Raw genomic sequence first — 20,978 nt, 5'->3', positions numbered from 1 at the left:
GCGCCAATTTAAATTTTCAGCTGATAATTATTGAGGTTCGTAACGGATATTCACGAACAAATTTGCACCGGGTGTAGCATAGGCAAAACCGTCTATTGCCGGATTGCCATCCAGTGCCAAGTAGTAGTGCTTATCAAAGATGTTGTTGGCTCGAGCCTGCAGTGTCCAATCCCGGTCAATTCTGTACTGGGCTGTCATGTTGAAAAGGGTATATCCACCCATGCGCAAGGTATTGGCAGCGTCATTGTAGCGAGCTGACGAGGTCGTCATTTCCGCGCCAAAGCGCCAATCTTGTACAGTGTAGCCAAGGTTGAGTTGTCCATGACGATTGGCGCGACGCACCAGTAAGTTGCCAGTGTCAGCATCATGAGGCGATTGAATATCAACGCTACCGCTTAAGTCTATACTTTCCCATTGTTTGCTGGCAGCCAGCGTTATTCCACGAATGGTGGCTTTATTCAGGTTGGCAGGAACATATGCGCTATCTAAGATAATTAAGTTTCGGATCTTGTTTTCATAGACCGTAAGAGATGCATTGGATGTTTCATCACGATAACGTAGGCTGGCTTCCACATTGTCTGATTTCTCGGGTTTAAGGTTCGGGTTGCTAGTAGGCGATCCAAAGTAATCAGGATAAAACAAGTCATTGAAAGTGGGCGCTTTGAATGCCGAGCCATAGCTGCCAGTAATTCGCCAAGCGTTGTTGATGCTGTAGCCATAACCTAACCCGCCAGTAACATTGTTGCCAAAACTGGAGTTATGATCCTCACGAGCGCTTGCCTGAAAGGTATGCGCTCCGATATTTGCCACATAACTGGCAACATAACCTTCATTGGTGCGCTTGGTCTCGTTAAAGTCTGTTGTTGAATGAACTCTGTCTACCAGTTTATCGTACATCAGGGTCAGAGTGCCGACAGGAAGAGTGATGTCATTCTGCCAGTTGAGTTGATCTTGTTTTGTTCTAAACAAGCTGCGAGTTGGAGCGAATGAATCTGCTCCATGGGTGACCGATTCATCAAGTCCAAAGCCAATACGCAGAGTAGAGTGCCAGTTGCTAAAAATCTGATTTTTACTAAATAAAGAGTAAGCGTCTTGTTCTATATCTGCATAATCAGAGAATGCGGGGTTAAATGCTGGAAAAGATGGGTCAATATTGTATCGGTTATCGAAACGCGTTCTGCCTTTACTATGCATCAAGGTCAATCCGACTTCATGACCTTCGATAATTTGGTGCGATAAGCTGCCACTTACCGCAAGGTTGCGATAACCGTCATTGTCGCTCAGGTTCGGATTATGGGTATCCAATGCCGAAAAACCATTGGTTTTGTTGGCGGATACATTGATCGCGTAAGCTGTTGCCCCTTGCTTACCTCGCAAACCTGCTTCGGCTAGCGTTGTGTCATATGTGCCATAACCTAAGTTTGCGTATGGTTTAAAGCCCTCTACACCTTTTTTGGTAAAAATCTGAATGACACCTCCAATGGCATCCTGGCCATACAGACTGGAGACAGGCCCCCTGACAATTTCAATATGGTCAATTTGTTGAATGGGGAGGTTTTCAAGTGTGGTGGTACCAGCTGTGGCAGATTGCATGCGCACACCATCAATTAACACAAGAACATGTCCGGTATTTGTTCCGCGCATGAAGATACCGGAGGTTTTTCCTGCACCGCCATTGCTGGTAATCTCAATACCAGGCTGGCGTTGCAGCACTTCAATCAGCGTGGATTGGCCGCCGCGCCTGATCTCCTCTGCGCTAACAACGGAAACGTCGGCAATGACGGATGCTTGTTGCTGTGGTGTACGTGTGGCTGTTACGACGACTTCGTCCAGCGCTGCATGGTCTGCTGCGTAGGCGAACTCACTGAGAGAAAGGCCAATAAGTCCTTTAATAATCGCTTTTTTCATTATCTTGTCCCTGTGTCATATGCGACCCCGCATATGGGTTGAATATCAATACCAGGGAGTTGTAGATGATGAAAAAAGCCTTAGCGGATAGCAAGGCTAAATACACAATCAGACACCGTCACCCCGCGGTATTGCAAATGGTTGGTTGTGAGGCCGGTCTCCGGGCTGGCAAGTTTTGATCTATCGCCTTCCCAAGCTTGATGCTCAGTGGCGTGTGGATAGATCCGCACTTGCTTACCGTTGCGGGGGCAGCACAGGCATTGTGAATATGGGTTCACGCACCTGTTTCCCAGTTTCACTTTGTCTGTGGGAACACAGACAAAGCACCTGACAACTGAATGGTATTTTAGTCTAAAGCCTTTGTATTTACCAATAACTAAACGTGGCAGCGTGAGGTTGAGATTGTTAATTTACTTTGAAAATCTACGCTTACCTATTGACCACACTCATTTTTTTCATTGATAATGGCCCGATGGATGCTGATCTGAAAAGTTTGGAGGAGCGCGTAGCGAAGTTGGTTACGCTGTGCACTCAGCTACGCGAAGATAATGGGCAGTTACGTCAGGAGCTGACGAAGTTGCACCAGGAGTCGCAATCACTCAAGCTGAATATGACGCAGGCCAGTGTGCAGCTGGAGCGGTTGCTGTCTGCATTGCCGCAGGAGGGTCAATAAACGATGGCGAAACAACCAGTCGATATTGAGATCATGGGCCGTGCGTTAAGCGTGACCTGTACCGATGAAGAGCGCGACAGCCTGTTGCAGGCCGTGAGTTACCTTGATGGTAAAATGCGTGAAATCCGCGATGCTGGCAAAATGGTCAGCGTGGAACGTATTGCAATCATGGCGGCATTGAATATTACGCACGAGTTACTGAATACGCGCAGTGACGGTGTGGATGTTGGTGAGGTGAAAAGGCGCATTTCCAGCATGCAACAGCAAATGGATGAAGTGTTGTCCGGCCAGCACAAATTGTTGTAATCCCCTTAAAGCGACATAAAAAATTCATCGCCATTGCGGTTAAATGGCGTATCATTTTTCAAGCGGTATATTTCCGGTGTGTTAAGGCGTTGCCTGAGTCAAAAATTCCTTGAACTAGTCTTTGTTATAGGTTTCGGCTCATCAGGTGCTGTGAGATCGCACTAAGTTGGGTAGTTTTTTAAGACACCCTTGGCGTGTGAACCTAATGTACCTTAGGCTGTTACCACCTGAACTTTTTGGTTCAGGATATACGGCTCAGGTAACCCCTTAGCACATCTCTTTTTGCCCCCTCATGATCAGCGCAATGCGTGATACATGAGATCGGCCAGGCTGACCACTTCCAGGCAGCTTTCATCGCAAGATTCCAGAACCACCGGCGGGGCATACCCGGCCTCGCTGGCATCCAGCCAGCGCCGTGCGCACAAACACCAGCGATCCCCCGCCTTGAGTCCGGGAAAGTCATATTCCGGCCTCGGGGTGGATAAATCATTGCCGTGGGCCTGTGAAAAAGCCAGGAACTCATCGGTCATCTCCGCACACACCGTGTGCCTGCCTGCATCTTCGGGATGAAAGCCGCAGCAGCCATCACGCATAAAGCCGGTGAGCGGGTGCATGTTGCACGGAATGAGGCGGGTGCCAAGAACGTTTTTTGCCATGATTGTCAGCTGTACTGTAACTTGGTTTATGATACTGGCATTTGTTGGACATAAGAAGGTTTTCAGGCATGGCGCGTTACTGGTTGATGAAATCCGAGCCCTCGGACGTTTCGATTGATGATTTGGCGGGGCTTCCCAATCAGACGGTGGACTGGTATGGGGTGCGCAACTATCAGGCGCGCAACTTCATGCGTGACCAGATGAAAATTGGCGATGGCGTGCTGTTTTACCACTCTAACTGTGATGAGCCCGGTATTGTTGGCATCTGTGAAGTCAGCCAGCTGGCTTATCCTGACAAGTTCCAGTTTGTTGAGGGGCACAAGTATTTTGACCCCAAGTCGACGCCGGAAAACCCGCGCTGGGTGAATGTGGATGTCAAGCTGGTACGCAAAACTCGCTTGCTGGGTCTGAAAGAAATGCGTGAAACGCCGGAACTGGCCAATATGCGCACCTTGCAAAAAGGGAACCGCTTGTCGATTACACCTGTCGATCCCAAGGAGTGGGCAGTCATCATCAAGTTATTAAACACATAAGGCCGGTGCGATCCGTGGCACGCGCGATATGTGGCTACTCCGAATCCATGAAGACATGAAAAGGCAGCGCAAGAAAGCGGTACTGTATATCCTTATTGCAGGGTTCCTGATTGCTTTTATGGGGGCCTTGCTGTTCCTCTGGATTTATTTTTCCAGCATGCGCGCCATGCACCAGACCACGCGCAACCTCTATGAGCAGCCTTATGCGGTTTCAAAAGCTGCGCTTGAACTGAAAGCCGATGTTTACCAGATCCGCAGCAATTTGCTGTATGCCACGCTGATCCAGGCAGATGCCAGCGTGTTGCAGGGGGTGAGGGCAGAAATTGAGACACGTGAGCATCTGGTGGACGCGCATCTTGCGGTGATGCAACGCAATTATTCCGGCGACCCGCAACAGGTGATTAAACTCAGACAAAAATGGCAGGCTCTTAACCAGGTGCGTGACCAGATACTGCAGCAACTGCAAAGCGCCCATTTCTCCGAAGCCAATCAGCTGATAGGAAGCCGGTGGACAACGGCATTTGCCGAAGTGGCGAGGCTCAATGAGTCTATCCTGGCGCATGCCAACCAGCGCGCCACGCAATATGTGCAGGAGAGTGGGCAGCGGCTGGAAATGCATACCAGATCGGGGCTCATGTATGCGGCATTGCTACTGATGCTGTTCCTGGTTGTGAGCGTGCTGGTGGTCTGGCGCATTTACCAGCTACATCTTGAAACCGATAAATTTGCGTTTACCGATTTCTTGACCGGTATCGCCAATCGCCGGCATTTCATGCAGGAGCTGGAGTCGGAGATAAGGCGTAGCCAGCGCTATGCTCTGCCATTTTCATTCGCCATGGTGGATATTGACCATTTTAAAAAAATCAATGATCAATACGGGCATCATGCCGGGGACATGGTGTTGCAGAATTTCTGCCTGAAATGTATCAACGCGTTGCGTACCAGCGATATGGTTGGCCGGCTGGGGGGCGAGGAGTTCGGTATCCTGATGCCGATGACCGATTTGCATGAAGCCGCCCGTGTCATTGAGCGCCTGCGCTCGGAAGTGGACCACAGCGTCATGAGCGACAGCGGTGAGCAGATTCATTACACCGCTTCATTTGGCCTGGTTTCCACCTCTCAGTTAAACGGGCAGCAGAGCCTGGCGCAGATGATGCGCATGGCAGATGCGGCACTGTATGCAGCCAAGCAGCAAGGGCGCAACCGCGTCTTTATTGCCAATCACTAGCCGGAGCGAAAGGCCTCTGGAAAAGTACTCAAAGCGTACTTTTCATTTCAATCCGGCTTAAACGACTTCCATATCCAGTTCCTGGACATGATAGTAATGGTCTTCATCCCACAGGGTGAAATCTTGTGCCGTGACAATCGCTTCCTGAAAATGGTGAAAGGTCGCGATGCAATGGTTCTCTTCGTCCATGACCTGGTACATTGACATAATTTCCGCCTTTCTCTGGTGGATGAATGTTCAATAATCTTGCAGTGATGCCATCATGCCATGCCGGCCGGCAAATGATTTGCAGGAGCAAAGCGGCCTAATGGCTTCAATTTGAAATCATGCGTGATGCCTGATAGTACCGGGCCATTTGAGCTGCTTTTACAGGTTTCTTTTCGCGATTGGACAGGTGCCCCTTTTGTAAAATGGTGCAGTTGACGGTATAATCCGCGACTTCTGAGGAACGCTGCGAGAGTTGGAAAACTCCCAGGCTCAGAGTGATGGCTGCAAAGCTTCTCAACGGCGTTCACTTTTCACTGTGCGAGCACGGAAAAAAGGTGAACAAACGTTTCCACCGGTTCCCAGGAACCTTCCCTGCTCAGTTTTCATTTTTTAGGACTTTAAACATGAATACTGTAGCTGATTTCAAAGATTACATTGTGGCCGATATGGATTTGGCCGGCTGGGGTCGCAAAGAGATTGCGATTGCCGAAACCGAAATGCCAGGCCTGATGGCGATCCGTGAAGAGTATGCGACAGTGCAGCCATTACGCGGCGCACGTATCACTGGCTCTTTGCACATGACCATCCAGACAGCGGTGCTGATCGAAACACTGAAAGACCTGGGCGCTGAAGTGCGCTGGGCTTCCTGCAATATTTTCTCCACACAAGACCATGCAGCAGCGGCGATTGCGGCAACGGGTACGCCTGTGTTTGCGGTTAAAGGCGAAACACTGGAAGAATACTGGGACTACACCCACCGCATTTTTGAATGGGCCGATGGTGGCTATTCCAACATGATCCTGGATGACGGCGGCGATGCGACTTTACTGTTGCACCTGGGCGCACGTGCAGAAAAAGACTTATCCGTGATTGCCAACCCGACTTCTGAAGAAGAAATCTGCCTGTTCAACGCGATCAAGGCCAAACTGGCAACGGATCCAACCTGGTACTCCACCCGCCTGAAAGAAATCAAGGGCGTGACTGAAGAAACAACCACCGGTGTGCATCGTTTGTACCAGATGCATAAGGACGGCAAACTGGCTTTCCCGGCCATTAACGTCAATGATTCCGTGACCAAGTCCAAATTCGACAACCTGTACGGCTGCCGCGAATCACTGGTGGACGGTATTAAACGTGCCACTGATGTCATGGTGGCGGGCAAGATCGCTGTTGTTGCTGGTTACGGTGACGTGGGTAAAGGTTCTGCACAAGCATTGCGTGCCTTGTCTGCACAAGTCTGGGTAACAGAAATCGACCCGATCTGCGCATTACAGGCAGCGATGGAAGGCTACCGCGTAGTGACTATGGATTACGCCGCTGAGCATGGCGATATTTTCGTGACGGCGACGGGTAACTACCACGTGATTACCCACGACCATATGGCCAAAATGAAAGACCAGGCCATTGTGTGCAACATCGGCCATTTCGATAACGAAATCGATGTCGCCGGTATTGAAAAATACCAGTGGGAAGAAATCAAGCCACAGGTGGACCATGTGATTTTCCCAGATGGTAAACGCATCATCCTGCTGGCAAAAGGCCGCCTGGTAAACCTGGGTTGTGGTACTGGCCACCCAAGCTACGTGATGAGCTCCAGCTTTGCCAACCAGACCATTGCACAAATCGAGTTGTTTACGCAAACCAGCAACTATCCGGTCGGCGTATATACCTTGCCCAAGCACCTGGATGAGAAAGTGGCATTGCTGCAATTGAAGAAACTCAATGCACAGCTGACCACGCTGAGTGATGCACAGGCAGCCTATATCGGCGTCAGCAAGAGCGGTCCGTTCAAGCCGGATCACTATAGATACTAACCTTGTATGGCATATCCCCAATCCGGTGCCCGATGTGCTGGTGCTGGATTGGGTGTACACTTTCCTCCATCATTAATGACAGGAGGGTGATATGTTGAGGTTACTGATTGTCTGGGTATTAAACGCAGTGGCGCTGATGGCCGTGGCCTATCTGGTGCCGGGTATACAGGTGGCCAACTTTACATCGGCATTGATCGCAGCAGTGGTCATTGGGCTGGTCAATATGCTGATCAAGCCTGTGCTGGTCATTCTCACGCTACCGATTACCTTGCTCACGCTGGGCCTGTTTATCCTGGTGATTAACGGGGTGTTGTTCTGGGCAGTGGGTCATTACCTGCAGGGTTTTTCAGTGAGCTCCATCCTCATCGGCGTGATTGGCGCGCTGGTGTACAGTGTGATCTCTGGCGTGCTGAGTGCCATTGTGGTGGATGACAGGGATTAAAGTCCTGCAGCCTGGCCAGACTAAACGCGAATTAGATAAAGATTAAAACAAGTGAATAATAAAGCTTCTTACAGTTTTGAGTTTTTTCCGCCCAAGACCGCGGAAGGCATGGCGAACCTGCGACAAGTACGCGCGGAGTTGGTGCAGTTTTCACCTGAATTTTTTTCGGTGACATTCGGCGCAGGCGGATCTACGCGTGATCGTACCATGGATACCGTGCTGGAAATCCAGGCGGAGGGCTATGGCGCTGCGCCGCATATCTCCTGTATTTCTTCCAGCAAAGAGGAAATCCGCGAGTTATTGCAGGCCTACCAGTCCAAAGGTATCAGGCGGCTCGTAACCTTGCGTGGTGATATTCCATCCGGTGAAGTCACGACGGGTGATTTTAAATATGCCAATGAACTGGTCAGTTTTATCCGAAAAGAAACGGGTGACTGGTTCCATCTCGAAGTTGCGGCATATCCTGAGTTTCACCCGGAAGCCGGTTCTGCGCAAAAAGACCTGGAAAACTTCAAGCGCAAAATGGATGCCGGTGCCGATTCTGCCATTACACAGTATTTCTACAATGTAGATGCCTACTTCCGCTTTGTCGATGCTGCACAAAAGCTGGGCGTGACCGCACCGATTATCCCGGGCATTATGCCTATCTATAACTACACGCAGCTGGCGCGTTTTTCCAACGTGTGTGGTGCCGAGATCCCACGCTGGCTCAGAATGCGCCTGGAAGCTTACGGCGATGACCTGGCTTCCTTGCGTGCGTTTGGGGTGGATGTGGTGACGGATATTTGTGCCAAACTTGTCCAGGCAGGCGTGGATAAAATGCATTTCTACACCCTGAACCAGGCCGGTATGATTGGCCAGATTATCCGCCAGCTTTAAGGGTGTGTAATTGGCTGAAATAAAAAAGCGCGACTCCTGTCGCGCTTTTTTATTGCCGGGGCAGGTTTATTGTAATGACAGTCCTTTGGGGTTAAACAGGGCATCTTCCACGAACAGGTAGTCCTGTTTGCGGCTTTCGTCCCATAACACCATCATGGTGATCCAGCGGATATCTTCCATGCGCAGGGTTTCCTGCGGTAGCACCATGGCGCGGTCAATAATCAGGTCGCGCTCATAAGCGGTGATCAGTTCGCTTTGCTGCAACAGGCAAAGAAAATTCAGGCTTTCGTCATTAATCTTGTTCCGCTCCAGTTCGCAGAAAATCCGTAATGCAGCAGGGTCTTGCTGATATTGCGGTTGTTGTACCGAGCGGCGTAGGTCCTTGACCCAGTCGACGGCATGCAAAATATCCTGGTGGTTAAACCCGGCCTGGGACAACTCATAAGCCATGATGGCTTCGTCGGTTTCCTTGGACTCAACCTCGTCATGTTTATCCCAGTAGTTTTGATAAATAAATATCAATACTTCCAACATGTAATTCTCCTCAAGCACGCGGTTAAATCTACAGCGCAACAGGGTGGGATCAAGCCAATCGCTGGAATTGCCCGTTCGCGAGATGACCGACGACACCTTCTAATTCAAGTAGCGTAAGCATGGTGGAAACTTTTTCTGGCGTCAAGCCGGCGCGGGCGGCGATCTGTTCGGCAAAAATGGGGTCAAATCCCATGCAGGCCAGCAGGGGGCTGGCTTCGGCGGGCAGGCTGGCCCAATCGGGCATTAGCCCGTTCGGGCTAATTGCGTTGCCTGGTTTGGGTCGCCGGATATGCGGTAACTCACTCAGGATGTCGTCTGTGGACTCCACCAGTTTGGCGCCCTGCTTGATTAACGCGTGACAGCCCTTGGCGACCGGTGAGTGAATGGAGCCGGGAATCGCAAAGACTTCACGCCCCTGTTCAATGGCCAGTCTGGCGGTAATCAGCGAGCCGCTGTCGATATTCGCCTCAACCACCAGGCAACCTTCTGACAGGCCACTGATAAGACGGTTGCGGCGCGGAAAATTGTAGGAAATGGATGGCGTACCCAGTGGGTATTCGGAAAGTAACAGGCCATGCTGGGCGATATGGTGAGCTAATGTTTTGTGCCTGGCCGGATAGACAATATCCAGTCCGGTGCCGACCACCGCAATGGTCGCGCCATCCGCCTTGAGTGCCCCACGATGGGCGGCACCATCAATGCCGAGTGCTAGTCCGCTGACCACGGCAAAGCCTGCACGGCACAAACTTTCGGCAAAGTCTGCTGCGTTAGCCTCTCCCTGCGGCGTGGCATGCCGGCTACCCACAATTGCCATGCCCGGGCGTTGCAGGAGTTGCAGGTTGCCTTTGGCATATAGCACTGGCGGTGGCTGGTCGGTTTCCAGCAGGCGTTTGGGGTAATGGCTATCCGCCAGTGTAATCAGGTGGTTGTCTGGCTGGTCCAGCCAGTCCAGGGTTTTGGCGATATCCGGATTGCCCGTGGCTTGCTGTATGCCATCGGCCACTTCCTTGCTCACTGTTTCGCATAAGGCGCCATACGAGGCAGCCAGGATCGCTTCAGGTGTTTTAAAGGCCAGTAGCAGCTGGCAGAAGGTGGCGCTGCCCAGTCCCTTGACCAGGCTGAGCGCAATCCAGGGTGTGTATTGTGCGTGCAGTGAGTTTGCCATACTGAATCATATCAGGGCGTGCGCACAATATCTTCCTCATGGACCGGTTGCGATGCCTGCATGACTAAGGCGTAGGAAAGTTTGGGGAAGGTCTTGAATACCATGACCAATCCGACCGGTTCGTCAGGCAGTTGCAGTTGTACCGGATGTTCGGAGTCTGCTTCCGGATCAGCTACGTTGGCGCCTTTGCGCAAGATTGCCAGCACATGGCCACGCTCCACTCCATCATTTTCGCCGCGGTTCAGTACCACCACACGGCCGGATCCGGTTTCATTGATGCCATTGCTGATGCGGGCAATCTGGCCGTTGATTAATGCTTCCGGTGCATGCGGGATATAGGTTTGCGAACGTTCGTCTTCCACCGCAATCAGTTTATCCTTGATGGCAATTTCTTCTTTGGCCTGGGTGATATCCAGGGTGGCCGGCTGGCCCTGCCGCAGTAATTTGGCCTCTCCCAGATAATGCGCTTCGTTGCCCAGTATTTCGCCGTTTTCGGGGTTTTTGACTGGTTCCCCTTCACGGTAGATGGCCCAGACCGGTTGAGGGGTGTCTGGTAAACCCTGCACGTAGATATGGGTGCCGGGGCTGAGGATTTCCCGCTCTTCCTGCGCGGCGACAATTCTGGGTGCCGTTTTCAATGCTTCAGGGGCAATCAGGAGTGGTTTGCTCAGAAATGGCAGGATGGCGTGCGGTTGTATGGCCGGAATGGCATCTGACTTGATCGGCGTGACCACCACACCGGGTTCCAGCGTCACGGATTCGCGTACCAGTTTCAGTACGGGTTTGCCGCTGCTGGTATCCAGTACAATCACATCGCCCGGGTAAATCCAATGCGGGTTTTTGATGTGCTCGCGATTCAGTTGCCAGATTTGCGGCCATTGCCACGGATTCTTGAGGAATTTGGCAGAAATATCCCATAAGGTATCGCCCTTGACCACCACATGCCGGTCAGGATGCTGCGCGCGTAAAGGAATTTCCTCCGCAATTGCCAACAAGCTGCTACAAGCAAGCGCAAGCGAGGTTATAATTTGAACAATTTTGGTCATTTGGCGTCTCTGTCATCATCAGCGCGAATAGTGCGCAAACAGTTTGCGCAATACCGACCAATCTAGCATGGGTTGAAAGCTCTTATCAAGGTGAAAAAACAGGCGTTTTGCCCTGTGTTCCCGCAAATTATTTGGATGGAAAGATTAGTAAAGCATGGCACTTCTCCCGATTTTGCAATATCCGGATCCGCGCTTGCACACGGTTGCCAAGCCGGTGAAGGTGTTTGACCAGGCGTTGCAGCAATTAGTCGCGGATATGGCGGAAACCATGTATGACGCGCCCGGGATCGGGCTGGCAGCGACGCAGGTCGACCAGCATATCCAGTTGATTGTGATGGATCTGAGCAAGGAAAAAAACGAATTGCTGGTGTTGATCAACCCGAAAATCATTGCCCAGTCCGGCAGCCAGGAATACGAGGAAGGTTGTTTGTCCGTACCGGGTATTTACGAAAACGTGACGCGTGCAGAATTTATCACGGTAGAGGCGCAGGACGCCACTGGCAAGAGCTTCAGGCTGGATGCCGATGGGTTGCTCAGCGTGTGCATCCAGCATGAAATGGATCACCTCAAAGGCAAAGTGTTTGTCGAGTACCTGTCACCGCTCAAACGTAACCGTATTCGTAGCAAAATGGTCAAACACGCGCGCGAAATAGAGCGCAACAGCTATTAACCGGGGCGAAATCATGCGGATTATTTATGCCGGAACCCCGGAATTTGCTGTGCCTGCCTTGCAGGGATTAATTGAGGCCGGGCATGAGATTGTTATGGTGCTCACTCAGCCAGACCGTCCGGCCGGACGTGGCATGCAGCTCAAAGCCAGCCCGGTCAAGCAATTGGCCTTGCAGCATGGCCTGCGTATTTTCCAGCCGGAAAGCCTGAAGCCGGCAGACGTACAGGCTGATATTGCAGCCACACAGGCGGATGTGCTGATTGTTGCGGCTTATGGCCTGATTATTCCCACTGCAGTTCTGAATATTCCTAAAATTGGCTGTTACAACATCCATGGCTCCTTGCTGCCACGCTGGCGCGGCGCGGCGCCGATACACCGTGCCATCCTGGCGGGTGATGCCGAAACCGGCGTCACCATTATGGAAGTCGTGCCCAGGCTGGATGCCGGCAACATGATCAGCAAATGGGCATGCCCGATCACTGAGCATGAGACGACACAAACCCTGCATGACGCGATCAGCCGTGAAGGTGCACGCCTGATGGTCGAAGCCATGCATACCTTGCAAACCACCGGCCAGTTACCTTCCGAAGTGCAGGATGAGTCGCTGGTGACTTATGCCCACAAGCTGGAGAAATCCGAATCTGCCATTGACTGGACACAGCCGGCGACCCAGCTCTCGCGTCAGGTACGCGCCTTTAATCCTTTCCCGGTCGCCACGGCCAAATTCAGGGAGCAGGTCTGCAAACTGTGGTTTGCCCAGGTGGCCGAAGGTGCCGGTGAGTCTGGCACCATCCTGCAAACGCAGCCATTGCGGGTGGCCTGTGGTGAAGGTGCACTGGAAATCCAGGAGCTGCAAATGCCGGGCGGCAAGCGCCAGGGCGCGCAGCAGTTTGTGCAGGGACAGCACGTGCAGCCCGGTGACCGGTTTTTCTAGCTCCCATCCATGGCCGCTTGAAAGCGCGGCTGTCACTGCGTATTCATATTGTATTGATACCATTGAAAAAAACCTGAAACTCCCCATATGCATGGGGAGCAAGCACATATTGAAGGAATCTGAATGTTAGGTAACTGGACCAAGACTTTTGTACTGATGGCGGCGATTACTGCCCTGTTTGTGGCTATTGGTGGTGCATTTGGTGGCCAGAGTGGCATGCTGATGGCGTTGCTGCTGGCAAGCGGCATGAACTTTTATGCCTACTGGTTCAGTGACCAGGCCGTACTCAAAATGTACGGTGCGGTGGAGATCAACGCTGCAAATAACTATGGCAACAACCAGTTCAGAAACTACTACAACATGGTGAAGGAACTGGCCGAGCGTGCGCAACTACCGATGCCGCGCGTATTCGTGATTAACGAAAGCCAGCCCAATGCGTTTGCTACCGGACGTAACCCGGAAAACGCAGCGGTGGCGGCAACCACCGGCATTATGCAGATTCTGAGCGAACGTGAATTGCGTGGCGTGATGGCGCATGAGCTGTCGCATGTGAAAAACCGCGATACACTGATTTCCACCATGTCGGCCACGGTGGCGGGCGCGATTTCTGCGATTGCGCAGTTTGGCATGATGTTTGGTGGCGGTCATCGCGATGGCGATAACAGGCCCAACCCCATGCTGGGGATTTTGATGATTGTGCTGGCACCATTGGCGGCCAGCCTGATCCAGATGGCGATTTCCCGCTCACGTGAATATGAAGCGGACCGCATGGGCGCGGAGATCAGCCGCGATCCGAAAGCACTCGCTGCGGCACTGGAGAAGATTCACAATTACGCGCACCAGATTCCGAACATGACGGCAGAGCAGCATCCAGAGACTGGGCAAATGATGATTATCAACCCTTTGTCCGGCGCGGATCTGGCCGGTTTATTCAGTACCCACCCGAAAACGGAAGAGCGTATCCGCCGCCTGCTGGCACTGGCAAACCAGTATTGACTTGAACACTCATCGACAAAAAGGGCTTTCCTGGGGAAAGCCCTTTTTTATTATAGCCATTCCACGCGTTTTCCCTGTGCAATCAAACTGCATCAAGTAAAATAGCCCTTTTTTCCCCAAGAGTGATTTTGTGCAAGTTGCCCAGTTGATTGCCGCACACGCGGTGGCCGAGGTGTTGGCCGGCCATAACCTGACAGTTTCCATGCCCAAGGCATTGCGCAAGGTCAGGTCGGCAACGCCGCAACAGCAGGCAGCCGCCCAGGATTACAGCTATCTCACCTTGCGTTTTTATGCCGAAGCGGCGGCCTATCTGGCTGCCCTGACACCTAAACCGGTGACAGATGTGCGTGTACAGGCTTTGCTACTGGTTGGACTCTCGCAGTTGTTACATGGTGGCGATGACGATTTTACCGTCGTGAACCAGGCCGTGGAAGCAGCGGGCAAAACAGGGCAGCGCTGGGCGAAAGGCCTGGTCAATGCCGTCTTGCGTAACTTCCTGCGCCAGCGCGCGGCATTGCAAGCCAATATGTCAAAGAGCGAAGTCGTGCAGTGGAATTACCCGCAATGGTGGATAGACCTGCTCAAACAGCAATACCCGGATGACTGGCAGGCCATGCTGGCGGTCGGCAACACTCATCCACCGATGACCTTGCGCGTCAATCTGCGCAAAACCAGTGCCGAAGCTTATTTACAGGCATTGCGCGATGCAGGCATTGCCGCCCATCACCTGGGTGGCACGGCTATCCAGTTACAACAGCCATTGCCTGTATATCAATTACCGGGGTTTGAGCAAGGCTGGTGCAGCGTACAGGATGCGGGCGCGCAGTGGGCGGCGCCGCTGCTGGATTTAGAACCAGGCATGCGCGTGCTGGATGCCTGTAGTGCGCCGGGTGGCAAGACCTGCCATATCCTGGAATCGTGTGAAGTGGAATTGCTGTCGCTGGATGCGGAAGCGACCCGTTTGCAGCGTGTGAATGAAAACCTGCAACGGCTGGATTTACAGGCCACAGTCGTGACGGGAGATGCGGCACAGTCTGGCTGGTTTGATGGCAAATTGTTTGACCGTATCCTGGCGGATGTGCCGTGCAGTGCTTCCGGCATCGTGCGGCGCCATGTGGATATGAAGTGGTTGCGCAGGCCGCAGGATCTAACCACTTTTGCGCAAACACAGCAGCAGATTCTGTCTAATTTGTGGCATATGCTGGCAAAAGGCGGTAAATTGCTATATGTGACGTGTTCGGTATTCCAACAAGAAAACGAAATGCAGATTCAGCAATTTTTAACCAGCCATGCCGATGCAACGAGATTGCCTGTAGTGTTTGATACGGCCCTGTTGCCGTGTGAGCGTATGGTGTCAGGACAATTGTTACCTACACCTGCCCATGACGGATTATTCTATGCGCTCTTGCAGAAGCAGTAAGTTCTGGCTTTTATTAGGGTTTGTGTTTTTCCTGACTGCCTGGCCTGCATGGGCAGGCGGGAATCACGCGCATATCAAGGCGGCGGAACTGATCCTGCGCGATGAGATATGGACGCTGGATGCCGAAATGGATATCCAGCTCGGCCATGCGCTGGAAGAAGCCCTGAATAAAGGCATCACCCTAACTTTCCTGTATGAGTTCCAGATTGTTAAGCCACTCAAATACTGGTTTGATGATGAAGTCATGACCGAGCGGCGGCAAGTGACCTTGAATTATCACGCATTGACCAAGCAATATATCTTGAATTACTCGCAACAGCAAAAGGTCTTCGATACCCTGGCCGATGCCAGACAGGAGCTGTCCGTGATTCAGGACTGGCGCCTGGCGCCGCATGCGGTGCTTGAAAAAAACCAGTCTTACCATGCAGCACTGAAAATGCACCTGGATACCAGCAAGTTGCCGAAAGCACTACAGGTGGATGCATTGGGCGAAAGTGACTGGGAGCTGGTGACGCCCACATTCAGTTGGTGGGTGAAGGAAACCGTGCATTAACTTATGCGTTATGTCCTGATTCTGTCGATCACACTGGCCGCTGCGCTGCTGTACCTGCTATCGCTTGCCAGCGCCAATACCGCGATCAGCGGCGATTACTACATTATTCTGCTGTACATCAATGCCGGCCTGGCTTTTCTGTTGCTGGGGGTAATCGGCTACCAGTTACGCCATCTGTACCGTACCACCAAAAGCAAGCAGGTCGGCAGCAAACTCAATTTCAGGTTGCTGGTGACGTTTGCGCTGATGGCGCTGATTCCCGGCATGATTGTGTACCTGGTGTCGGTGAATTTCCTGTCCCGCTCGATTGAATCCTGGTTTAACGTCAAGGTGGAGTCTGCGCTGGATGGCGGCCTGAACCTGGGCCAGCGAGCACTGGATATTATGCTGGCTGACGTCAAGGATAAGGCGCAGAGCATGTCGGTGTCTTTGTCGCTGCAAACGATGAGTTCGTCGCACTATAGCCAGTTGAATGACTTGCGCGAAAAGGCGGGGATCCAGGATGCGGCATTGCTGAGTACGCAAGGGGCTATCCTGGCGGTGAGTAGCGCTGATCCCAACAGCTTTTTGCCGGAACTGCCTTCCGTACCGCAGTTGCGCCAGGCACGGCGCGGCCTCTACGGCAAGATTGAGCCTATTCCAGGCAAAGGCTTGTATATGCGCGTGCTGGTGCCGATAGAGCCGCTGGGCATCATCGGTGAAACGCGCATCTTGCAATTGATGCAACCGGTGCCCAAGGCCTTGTCGAATACGGCAGAATCGGTGCAGGACGTGTATCGCGAATACCAGACCCTGTCTTACAGCCGTCAGTCATTAAAAGATATTTTCATGCTGACGCTGACCATGATTCTGTTGCTGTCCATGCTGATGGCATTGATTGTTGCGTTTGTACTGAGCCGGCGCATGGCGCAGCCGCTCACCGTATTGGCAGAGGGGACGCGCCTGATCGCCACTGGTGATTATTCCCAGCAGTTGCCTTCTTTCGGCAAGGATGAGCTGAGTGTGCTGGTGAAGTCGTTCAACAGCATGACGCGCCAGTTGCAGGAGGCTAAAAATGCTTCTGAGCAAAGCCGCCAGCATGTGGAATCGGCACGCGCCTACCTGGAAGCCATCCTGTCGCACCTGAGTTCAGGCGTGATGACGATTAATGAACAGGCAGAACTGCGTGTTTATAACCTGGCAGCGACCAATATTCTCGGCATTTCCCTGGTCGGGTTCAAAAACAAGTTATTTACCGATATTGCAGCCAGTAATCCTTACCTGGGCCCGTTTGTAGAAATTGTCATGCAACATTATGATGAAACCCTGCAACTGGATGCGCATGAGCGGCACCTGAGTAGCCAGATCGAAATAGAAAGCGTGCATGGCACGCAGATCCTGATGCTGCGCGTCACGCGTTTGCCGGAAGGTGCCGGCCATGGATTGGTGGTGGTGTTTGATGATGTGACCGTGATGGCACAGGCACAGCGCGATGCCGCCTGGGCCGAAGTGGCGAGACGGCTGGCGCACGAGATCAAGAACCCGCTGACGCCGATACAATTATCGGCAGAACGGTTACGGCTCAAGTTGCAGGATAAGCTGGACAGCAAAGATGCGGAGATGCTGCTCAAGTCTACGGACACCATCGTGAACCAGGTACAGGCCATGAAGAACATGGTCAACGAGTTCAGTGAATATGCCAGGACACCGGCGGCGCAGTTGGTTAAACTGGATTTAAATGCTTTAATTCGGGATGTCAGCCGTTTATACAATGGTTCGGCGGTAAAGCTGGAACTGCTGTTACAGCAACAATTGCCTGAAATACAGGCAGATGCGACCATGATGCGGCAGGTACTGCATAATTTACTGCAGAATGCCCAGGATGCAATGAGCCAGAGCGAGCAGCCCATGGTATCCATTATGACCGATAGTGATGGCGAGCGTGTAAAATTGACAGTCACCGATAATGGCTGCGGTTTCCCAACTGATGTGATGGCCAGGGTATTTGAACCCTATGTCACCACCAAAGTGCATGGTACCGGTCTGGGCCTGGCCATTGTGAAAAAAATGATAGAAGAGCAGCGTGGGCAGATTCGTATTGAGAACCTGCCACAAGGGGGCGCCAGCGTCACCATCAACCTGCCGGTAGATAAACAACAGCGTCGGCGCGTTGAGCGCATCGTGTAAGGAAATAGGGTCCATGGCATCACGTAATATACTGGTGGTCGATGACGAGGTAGGCATTCGCGAGCTGTTAAGTGACATCTTGCGCGATGAGGGGCATCAGGTGCGGCTGGCAGAGAACGCACAAGTGGCGCGAGATGAACGCCTCAGGCAGCGGCCTGACCTGGTGTTGCTGGATATCTGGATGCCGGATTGTGACGGCATCAGCCTGTTGAAAGAATGGGCCAACGCCGGGCTATTGACCATGCCTGTCATCATGATGTCCGGTCATGGCACGATTGATACCGCCATTGAAGCGACCCGTCTGGGCGCGTTTGATTTCCTGGAAAAGCCGATTGCGCTGCAAAAACTGCTCAAAACGGTAGGGGCGGCGATCAAGCACACCGAACATCTGGCCCACACGGAAATCAACCTTTCCAGTTTTGGTAAAAGTGGCGTGATCCAGGAGTTAAAACAACGCCTGGAACAACTGGCCAGGCACAAAAACACCTTGTTCCTGATCGGCAAAAAGGGCGGCAGTGTACCCTTATGCGCAAAATTCCTGCGGCCACAGAATACACCCTGGGTGGCACTCACCGAATATGACAAACTGGTTTCGGCACCGATGGAAGTCCTGGAGCAGGCACGCGAAGGCGTAGTGTTTGTCGATGAAGTCACGCGGCTGGGGAAAACAGAGCAAAAAGGCCTGGGCCTGCTGATTGCCAAGTCGGAAAAATATGGGGTGCGCGTGATTTGTGCCAGTGAGTTCGGCTTGCCGCAACTGATAGAAAAAACCATGCTGGAGCAATCCCTGCTGCAGACACTGGCTGGTGCCGCCGTCAAGGTGCCCTGCCTGGATGAGCACAAGGAAGATATCCCGGACCTGGTCAATGCCATGGCGACGCTGATGGTGGAGGCCAGCAAAATTGATTACAAGTCTTTTGATGTGGCGGCGCTGAATGCATTGCGGAATACAGACTGGCCAGGTGATCTGGATGAGCTGGAAGCCGTGGTACAGAACCTGCTGATGACCAGCCTCAGTGACAGCATCACCCAGGCAGATGTGCAACGGGTGCTGGCAGATTTCCAGGGGCAGGGCTCAGAGTCGGTGCAACACCATATGCCCTTGAACCTGGATCAGCCATTGCGCGAGGCCAGGGATGAGTTCGAGCGCTACTATTTTCAGTATCACATGCGCCTGATCAAAAACAACATGAGCCGCTTGTCCGAGATTTCCGGGCTGGAACGCACGCATCTATATCGCAAGCTCAAGCAGTTGGGTATCAAAATAAAAGGATAAACATAGAGAGTCATTAAAAAAGCCGGGCTAGCCCGGCTTTTTTAACATGCATATGCTTCTTATTGCTTGCGGCCATCCAGGCTGAAACCGGTCTGCGGGTGCAGGCTAAGCAGCCACATACCACCAGCAATGCCCATATAAGCAAAAAATGCATCCAGCGAAGCCTGGCTTAGAATAATCGCCATAAAACCCGCCAGCGCGCCAAGGACGCGTGCCGAAAGCTGGGTTTTATAGCCAATCAACAACATAAAGCCAAACACCAGCTGAATAAAAATCAGCAGGGGTGCAAATACGGCCGGTAATCCAAATTGGCCCAGCGTCATTTGATATTGCAGATAACCGTTTGGCGTGGAAACAATCGCCATCAGTTTTAAAATCACCAATCCGAAAAACACTAATGCCAGTAAAATTCTAGCCGCAGCGGTTTGTAAACGACACATCACTTTTCCTCAAATCCTGTTTTTATAAAGCGCTTATGATGCCTGTGGCCAGGCACAATTGCAATATTTCATCCGGAGTGGCTATGTCGGTACAACGCACCAGGTTAATGATTCATACGCTGGATACCCGGCATCCGTTATGGCCGGCATGCCGCATGATCCGGCTGCACGTATTCATTGAGGAGCAGAAAGTGCCCGTCGAGCTGGAGTGGGACAGCGCGGACGAGACTGCGATGCATTTGCTGGCAAGCGTCGATGACCAGCCAGCCGCATGTGCCAGAGTACTGCCGGATGGACATATCGGCCGTATGGCGGTGTTGCCGGAATGGCGCGGGCGAGGCATAGGCATGGCTTTGTTGTTGCAAGCGATACAGGTCTGCCGGCAGTTGGAAGTCACGCATGCACGCCTGTCAGCGCAAACCCACGCCATCGCTTTTTACCAGCAAGCCGGTTTTGATATCTGCAGCGAGCCTTACAGTGATGCCAATATCTTGCATGTCGATATGCAGCTTGAACTGGTATAATCACGGCTTAAATTTTCTCCCTAACTTCCAGACGTAAAAGGAATTCTCATGTCAAAAATCGTATTCAAAGCCGGTGAAGCAACCGTGTTTTCCGAAGGTAAAGATGTCACCGCAGCGATGCCTGAAATTGTGATTGGCTCCGTTGATGGCCCGGTTGGTACTGCGTTTGCCAACATGATGGCGCAAACCAAAGGCCACACAGCCATGTTTGCCGTGCGTGATATCAACCAGATGGTGCGCCCTGCCACTATGATGGTGCCAAAAGTCACTTTGAAGGATTCCCTGAATATTGAATTGTTTGGTGGCGTGGTACAAGCCGGTGTGGCTGACGGCATTACCGATGCCGTGATCGAAGGCATTATCCCTAAAGAGCTGGTAAACGAGTTGTGTATCGTGGCATTGCTGTGGATTGATCCGGGTTGTGCCAAAGAAGCAAACCTGGACAAGGCTGACCTGTACAAAAACAACTACGAAGCGATCAAGCTGGCATTGAAACGTGCCCTGAACGACGAGCCTAGCATTGATGAAATCATTGCCAACCGCCACAAAATCAAGCACTGCATGTGGGAAGACAGCTGGAACCAGAAATAATCCGGCTTTATTCTGCT

At 52.2% G+C, this 20,978-nt stretch carries 23 protein-coding genes and 2 riboswitches; of the genes, 16 read left to right on the top strand and 7 right to left on the bottom strand.

The annotated features are described in order from the left end of the window. Positions 1 to 27: 27 nt before the first annotated feature. Positions 28 to 1,908, bottom strand: a complete 1,881-nt coding sequence (locus tag BLP53_RS09935) for a TonB-dependent receptor domain-containing protein (protein WP_091472025.1) — start codon at positions 1,906 to 1,908, stop codon at positions 28 to 30. 134 nt (positions 1,909 to 2,042) lie between these two features. Next, positions 2,043 to 2,254: riboswitch (cobalamin riboswitch) on the bottom strand. A gap of 90 nt (positions 2,255 to 2,344) precedes the next feature. Here BLP53_RS09935 and BLP53_RS09930 point away from each other — a divergent pair. Next, entirely contained in the window at positions 2,345 to 2,581 is a 237-nt protein-coding gene (locus tag BLP53_RS09930) for a hypothetical protein (RefSeq protein ID WP_091472024.1), read from the top strand. A gap of 3 nt (positions 2,582 to 2,584) precedes the next feature. Continuing rightward, positions 2,585 to 2,887, top strand: a complete 303-nt coding sequence (locus tag BLP53_RS09925) for a cell division protein ZapA (RefSeq protein WP_091472023.1) — start codon at positions 2,585 to 2,587, stop codon at positions 2,885 to 2,887. A 296-nt stretch (positions 2,888 to 3,183) separates the two neighbouring features. Here BLP53_RS09925 and BLP53_RS09920 read toward each other — a convergent pair whose 3' ends face one another. Next, positions 3,184 to 3,543, bottom strand: a complete 360-nt coding sequence (locus BLP53_RS09920) for a DUF2237 family protein (RefSeq protein ID WP_091472022.1) — start codon at positions 3,541 to 3,543, stop codon at positions 3,184 to 3,186. Between the two features lie 68 nt (positions 3,544 to 3,611). On the opposite strand from BLP53_RS09920, the gene BLP53_RS09915 reads away from it, so the two are divergent. Together BLP53_RS09915 and BLP53_RS09910 are read left to right on the top strand one after the other, a co-directional pair. Beyond that, complete coding sequence (locus BLP53_RS09915) at positions 3,612 to 4,076, top strand: EVE domain-containing protein (protein WP_091472021.1); 465 nt, start codon at positions 3,612 to 3,614, stop codon at positions 4,074 to 4,076. 28 nt (positions 4,077 to 4,104) lie between these two features. After that, positions 4,105 to 5,304: a GGDEF domain-containing protein gene (locus BLP53_RS09910; protein WP_245652786.1), complete on the top strand. Its 1,200-nt coding sequence runs from the start codon at positions 4,105 to 4,107 to the stop codon at positions 5,302 to 5,304. 57 nt (positions 5,305 to 5,361) lie between these two features. On the opposite strand, the gene BLP53_RS13665 is transcribed toward BLP53_RS09910, so the two are convergent. Continuing rightward, complete coding sequence (locus BLP53_RS13665; protein ID WP_176755260.1) at positions 5,362 to 5,511, bottom strand: hypothetical protein; 150 nt, start codon at positions 5,509 to 5,511, stop codon at positions 5,362 to 5,364. Positions 5,512 to 5,741: 230 nt separating this feature from the next. Beyond that, positions 5,742 to 5,824, top strand: a riboswitch (S-adenosyl-L-homocysteine riboswitch). Between the two features lie 91 nt (positions 5,825 to 5,915). On the opposite strand from BLP53_RS13665, the gene ahcY reads away from it, so the two are divergent. The 3 genes from ahcY (at position 5,916) to metF (ending at position 8,646) form a co-directional block, all read left to right on the top strand. Further along, entirely contained in the window at positions 5,916 to 7,325 is a 1,410-nt protein-coding gene (gene ahcY, locus BLP53_RS09905; protein WP_091472019.1) for an adenosylhomocysteinase, read from the top strand. Between the two features lie 91 nt (positions 7,326 to 7,416). Beyond that, a complete protein-coding gene (locus BLP53_RS09900) occupies positions 7,417 to 7,767 on the top strand; it encodes a phage holin family protein (protein WP_091472018.1) in 351 nt (116 codons plus the stop codon). A gap of 51 nt (positions 7,768 to 7,818) precedes the next feature. Next, positions 7,819 to 8,646 (top strand): methylenetetrahydrofolate reductase [NAD(P)H], encoded by an 828-nt coding sequence (gene metF / locus BLP53_RS09895; RefSeq protein WP_091472017.1) that lies wholly within the window; start codon positions 7,819 to 7,821, stop codon positions 8,644 to 8,646. Between the two features lie 66 nt (positions 8,647 to 8,712). Here metF and BLP53_RS09890 read toward each other — a convergent pair whose 3' ends face one another. Genes BLP53_RS09890 through BLP53_RS09880 form a run of 3 tightly spaced genes read right to left on the bottom strand, consistent with a single transcriptional unit; the run spans position 8,713 to position 11,391 of the window. Then, entirely contained in the window at positions 8,713 to 9,180 is a 468-nt protein-coding gene (locus tag BLP53_RS09890) for a Smg family protein (protein WP_091472016.1), read from the bottom strand. Positions 9,181 to 9,229: 49 nt separating this feature from the next. Then, positions 9,230 to 10,345 carry a DNA-processing protein DprA gene (gene dprA, locus BLP53_RS09885; protein ID WP_091472015.1) on the bottom strand — a complete coding sequence of 372 codons (1,116 nt, stop codon included), beginning with the start codon at positions 10,343 to 10,345 and terminating at the stop codon, positions 9,230 to 9,232. An 11-nt stretch (positions 10,346 to 10,356) separates the two neighbouring features. After that, positions 10,357 to 11,391 carry a LysM peptidoglycan-binding domain-containing protein gene (locus BLP53_RS09880; protein WP_091472014.1) on the bottom strand — a complete coding sequence of 345 codons (1,035 nt, stop codon included), beginning with the start codon at positions 11,389 to 11,391 and terminating at the stop codon, positions 10,357 to 10,359. Positions 11,392 to 11,545: 154 nt separating this feature from the next. Here BLP53_RS09880 and def point away from each other — a divergent pair, with 154 nt between their 5' ends. The 7 genes from def to BLP53_RS09845 all read left to right on the top strand — a co-directional run bounded on the left by def (position 11,546) and on the right by BLP53_RS09845 (position 19,406). Then, positions 11,546 to 12,061 (top strand): peptide deformylase, encoded by a 516-nt coding sequence (gene def, locus BLP53_RS09875; protein ID WP_091472013.1) that lies wholly within the window; start codon positions 11,546 to 11,548, stop codon positions 12,059 to 12,061. Between the two features lie 13 nt (positions 12,062 to 12,074). Continuing rightward, positions 12,075 to 12,995 (top strand): methionyl-tRNA formyltransferase, encoded by a 921-nt coding sequence (gene fmt, locus BLP53_RS09870; RefSeq protein ID WP_091472012.1) that lies wholly within the window; start codon positions 12,075 to 12,077, stop codon positions 12,993 to 12,995. A gap of 123 nt (positions 12,996 to 13,118) precedes the next feature. After that, the gene (gene htpX, locus BLP53_RS09865; protein ID WP_091472011.1) at positions 13,119 to 13,991 is read left to right on the top strand and encodes a zinc metalloprotease HtpX; all 873 of its coding nucleotides are present in this window, start codon (positions 13,119 to 13,121) and stop codon (positions 13,989 to 13,991) included. Between the two features lie 130 nt (positions 13,992 to 14,121). Then, positions 14,122 to 15,411: a 16S rRNA (cytosine(967)-C(5))-methyltransferase RsmB gene (rsmB, locus tag BLP53_RS09860; RefSeq protein ID WP_091472010.1), complete on the top strand. Its 1,290-nt coding sequence runs from the start codon at positions 14,122 to 14,124 to the stop codon at positions 15,409 to 15,411. Then, complete coding sequence (locus tag BLP53_RS09855; RefSeq protein ID WP_091472009.1) at positions 15,389 to 15,964, top strand: DUF4390 domain-containing protein; 576 nt, start codon at positions 15,389 to 15,391, stop codon at positions 15,962 to 15,964. The genes rsmB and BLP53_RS09855 overlap by 23 nt, the downstream gene beginning before the upstream one ends. A gap of 3 nt (positions 15,965 to 15,967) precedes the next feature. Further along, the gene (locus BLP53_RS09850; protein ID WP_091472008.1) at positions 15,968 to 18,130 is read left to right on the top strand and encodes a sensor histidine kinase; all 2,163 of its coding nucleotides are present in this window, start codon (positions 15,968 to 15,970) and stop codon (positions 18,128 to 18,130) included. A 13-nt stretch (positions 18,131 to 18,143) separates the two neighbouring features. Further along, complete coding sequence (locus tag BLP53_RS09845; RefSeq protein WP_091472007.1) at positions 18,144 to 19,406, top strand: sigma-54-dependent transcriptional regulator; 1,263 nt, start codon at positions 18,144 to 18,146, stop codon at positions 19,404 to 19,406. 59 nt (positions 19,407 to 19,465) lie between these two features. On the opposite strand, the gene BLP53_RS09840 is transcribed toward BLP53_RS09845, so the two are convergent. Next, entirely contained in the window at positions 19,466 to 19,846 is a 381-nt protein-coding gene (locus BLP53_RS09840; RefSeq protein WP_091472006.1) for a DoxX family membrane protein, read from the bottom strand. 83 nt (positions 19,847 to 19,929) lie between these two features. On the opposite strand from BLP53_RS09840, the gene BLP53_RS09835 reads away from it, so the two are divergent. Both BLP53_RS09835 and fae read left to right on the top strand, forming a co-directional pair. Continuing rightward, complete coding sequence (locus tag BLP53_RS09835) at positions 19,930 to 20,370, top strand: GNAT family N-acetyltransferase (protein WP_091472005.1); 441 nt, start codon at positions 19,930 to 19,932, stop codon at positions 20,368 to 20,370. A 48-nt stretch (positions 20,371 to 20,418) separates the two neighbouring features. Further along, on the top strand, positions 20,419 to 20,961 hold the full coding sequence (gene fae / locus BLP53_RS09830; protein ID WP_091472004.1) for a formaldehyde-activating enzyme: 543 nt from the start codon (positions 20,419 to 20,421) through the stop codon (positions 20,959 to 20,961). Positions 20,962 to 20,978 lie beyond the last annotated feature (17 nt).

The sequence above is a fragment of the Methylophilus rhizosphaerae genome (assembly GCF_900100975.1).
In the GTDB taxonomy this organism is placed as follows: Bacteria; Pseudomonadota; Gammaproteobacteria; order Burkholderiales; family Methylophilaceae; genus Methylophilus; species Methylophilus rhizosphaerae.
This window is presented reverse-complemented; position numbering and strand designations above follow the sequence as displayed.

What these genes read in the sequence shown, in the direction of transcription:
- BLP53_RS09935 (WP_091472025.1), bottom strand. Translation starts at nt 1,908, where the DNA reads ATGAAAAAAGCGATTATTAAAGGACTTATTGGCCTTTCTCTCAGTGAG.
- BLP53_RS09925 (WP_091472023.1), top strand. Translation starts at nt 2,585, where the DNA reads ATGGCGAAACAACCAGTCGATATTGAGATCATGGGCCGTGCGTTAAGC.
- BLP53_RS09920 (WP_091472022.1), bottom strand. Translation starts at nt 3,543, where the DNA reads ATGGCAAAAAACGTTCTTGGCACCCGCCTCATTCCGTGCAACATGCAC.
- BLP53_RS09915 (WP_091472021.1), top strand. Translation starts at nt 3,612, where the DNA reads ATGGCGCGTTACTGGTTGATGAAATCCGAGCCCTCGGACGTTTCGATT.
- BLP53_RS09910 (WP_245652786.1), top strand. Translation starts at nt 4,105, where the DNA reads ATGTGGCTACTCCGAATCCATGAAGACATGAAAAGGCAGCGCAAGAAA.
- BLP53_RS13665 (WP_176755260.1), bottom strand. Translation starts at nt 5,511, where the DNA reads ATGTCAATGTACCAGGTCATGGACGAAGAGAACCATTGCATCGCGACC.
- ahcY (WP_091472019.1), top strand. Translation starts at nt 5,916, where the DNA reads ATGAATACTGTAGCTGATTTCAAAGATTACATTGTGGCCGATATGGAT.
- BLP53_RS09900 (WP_091472018.1), top strand. Translation starts at nt 7,417, where the DNA reads ATGTTGAGGTTACTGATTGTCTGGGTATTAAACGCAGTGGCGCTGATG.
- BLP53_RS09890 (WP_091472016.1), bottom strand. Translation starts at nt 9,180, where the DNA reads ATGTTGGAAGTATTGATATTTATTTATCAAAACTACTGGGATAAACAT.
- dprA (WP_091472015.1), bottom strand. Translation starts at nt 10,345, where the DNA reads ATGGCAAACTCACTGCACGCACAATACACACCCTGGATTGCGCTCAGC.
- BLP53_RS09880 (WP_091472014.1), bottom strand. Translation starts at nt 11,391, where the DNA reads ATGACCAAAATTGTTCAAATTATAACCTCGCTTGCGCTTGCTTGTAGC.
- def (WP_091472013.1), top strand. Translation starts at nt 11,546, where the DNA reads ATGGCACTTCTCCCGATTTTGCAATATCCGGATCCGCGCTTGCACACG.
- fmt (WP_091472012.1), top strand. Translation starts at nt 12,075, where the DNA reads ATGCGGATTATTTATGCCGGAACCCCGGAATTTGCTGTGCCTGCCTTG.
- htpX (WP_091472011.1), top strand. Translation starts at nt 13,119, where the DNA reads ATGTTAGGTAACTGGACCAAGACTTTTGTACTGATGGCGGCGATTACT.
- BLP53_RS09855 (WP_091472009.1), top strand. Translation starts at nt 15,389, where the DNA reads ATGCGCTCTTGCAGAAGCAGTAAGTTCTGGCTTTTATTAGGGTTTGTG.
- BLP53_RS09850 (WP_091472008.1), top strand. Translation starts at nt 15,968, where the DNA reads ATGCGTTATGTCCTGATTCTGTCGATCACACTGGCCGCTGCGCTGCTG.
- BLP53_RS09845 (WP_091472007.1), top strand. Translation starts at nt 18,144, where the DNA reads ATGGCATCACGTAATATACTGGTGGTCGATGACGAGGTAGGCATTCGC.
- BLP53_RS09840 (WP_091472006.1), bottom strand. Translation starts at nt 19,846, where the DNA reads ATGTGTCGTTTACAAACCGCTGCGGCTAGAATTTTACTGGCATTAGTG.
- BLP53_RS09835 (WP_091472005.1), top strand. Translation starts at nt 19,930, where the DNA reads ATGTCGGTACAACGCACCAGGTTAATGATTCATACGCTGGATACCCGG.
- fae (WP_091472004.1), top strand. Translation starts at nt 20,419, where the DNA reads ATGTCAAAAATCGTATTCAAAGCCGGTGAAGCAACCGTGTTTTCCGAA.